Below are 1812 nucleotides of genomic sequence, written 5' to 3' on the forward strand. Positions count from 1 at the left end.
CCTGGGCAGCCAATGCTCCCAGGATTATGGTCCCTTTTTCAACAAATATCGCGGCAACCTTCAGGGCTTCCTGGAAAAAATCAAAACCGCCTGGGTCGAGAGCAGCGATTACGACGAAAAAACCGGCATTCTGCGCGTAGTCGGCAAGCCCGCTCCCTGCGCCTGCCCGCTGGTGAAAGCGGGCCGGACCCCGGCCGAGTTCTGCGATTGCTCCCGCGGCTGGACGCAGGCCGCCTTTTCCACCGTGCTGGGCCGGCCGGTCACCGTCGAGATCGAGGAATCGGTCCTGCGCGGCGGTTCGCGCTGCAGCTTCCGCATCGGCACCAAGGGGTAACGCGATGAATAAGAATATTATACTGCAAGACGGGAAACGCATTGGAACCGGTTTAGCCTTCGTTCTAATCCCATTAATATTTATTTTTGCTTTTTCAGTGCATCCGGGATTGTTAACCCCTCACTTTCTCGGTGCAGAAGAACTCATCCATCGGGCGCATCAGAATGAGTTATTGCAATTTGGCCACATGCTGGTCACTCTGGGCACTGTGCTGCTGATCGTCATGGCATTGCACTTCATGACGCTTTTAAAAAAAACCGCGGCATGGGCAGGAAGCATCGGCGGCATGCTGGCGATCGTTGGAGCCGTGATACTTGCGGTGGACAAAGGCGCGTTGTGTCTGACGATGAGCGCCCTGCACCGCCTGTCCGAGCCGCAGTTTTCACAGATGATCCCGGGTTTACTGGCGATGTTTTCCAAAGAGGGGTGGCTGGTCATTCTCTGGGGTCTGGTTTTCCTGCCCATCGGTTTTGCGATTCAAGCGATTGCCTTGATCAAGACGCACGCGCTGCCGCGATGGCAGAGCATTCTGTTTTTGATCGGGGTGTTGTTCGTGGGAACTCCGGATGGCGTGGAAATCATCAATTTATGCGCATCCGTACTCATGGCCGTATCCCTCATTCCCTATGGTGTAAAGCTCATAAAAGAATCGCCTATGGATAATTCTGCGCCGAAGCTGTAGAACAAATGATCGTGGAAGTTGCAGGCCGGACAAATTCAAGAACAGGGGAATTCTGATGAAAGCGATCGTATGCACGAAATACGGGCCGCCGGATGTCCTTCAGCTCAGGGAGGTGGAAAAGCCCGTTCCCGGGGACAATGAAGTACTGGTAAAAGTAGGCGCGGCGGCGGTAACGGTCTCGGACTGTTTCGTGCGCAGCGGCAAAGTGAATATCCTGCTCTGGATCCCCATGCGCCTGTTCGTCGGTTTCAGAAGACCAAGAAAACCCATACTGGGGTTAGAGTTGGCCGGAGAAATTGAAGCCATAGGTAAAGGTGTAAAACGATTCAAGCAAGGCGACCGGGTTTTTGCATTTACCGGCAAGCGTTTTGGCGCTTATGCCGAGTACGCGTGTCTATCTGAAGACGGGTTATGCATGCCCGCGGACTGTATTATGGGATTAAAACCAGCCAATGCGACCTATGAGCAAGCCGCCGCCACTCCTTCCAGGGGAACCTTGGCGTTGCATTATCTAAGAAAAGGAAATATCCAAAGCGGACAAAAAGTGCTCATCTATGGAGCTTCCGGAGGGGTAGGTACTTTTGCGGTGCAACTTGCCAAGTACTTTGGAGCGGAAGTTACCGGGGTATGCAGCGGCGCGAATCTGGAATTGGTAAAATCTCTTGGAGCCGACAAGGCAATTGATTACACGAAAGAGGATTTTACGAAAACAGGGGAAGCGTATGATTTTATCTTTGATGCGGTTGGAAGGAAATATTGCTCAAAACTGCGGTGTAAAAAGGCGCTGACTCCAAAC

General features: G+C 52.8%; 3 protein-coding genes. All 3 read left to right on the forward strand.

The window, feature by feature from the left end:
• The coding region (locus tag NTW95_07030; protein MCX6557166.1) for a hypothetical protein at positions 1–334 on the forward strand (334 nt) is incomplete at its 5' end.
• A gap of 4 nt (positions 335–338) precedes the next feature.
• Positions 339–1016 (forward strand): DUF4386 family protein, encoded by a 678-nt coding sequence (locus NTW95_07035; GenBank protein ID MCX6557167.1) that lies wholly within the window; start codon positions 339–341, stop codon positions 1014–1016.
• A 55-nt stretch (positions 1017–1071) separates the two neighbouring features.
• The coding region (locus NTW95_07040; GenBank protein MCX6557168.1) for an NAD(P)-dependent alcohol dehydrogenase at positions 1072–1812 on the forward strand (741 nt) is incomplete at its 3' end.

Source organism: Candidatus Aminicenantes bacterium (assembly GCA_026393795.1).
GTDB lineage: Bacteria > Acidobacteriota > Aminicenantia > UBA2199 > UBA2199 > UBA2199.

Excerpts from the sequence above, each read along its gene's own strand:
- NTW95_07035 (MCX6557167.1), top strand. The coding sequence starts at position 339 with ATGAATAAGAATATTATACTGCAAGACGGGAAACGCATTGGAACCGGT.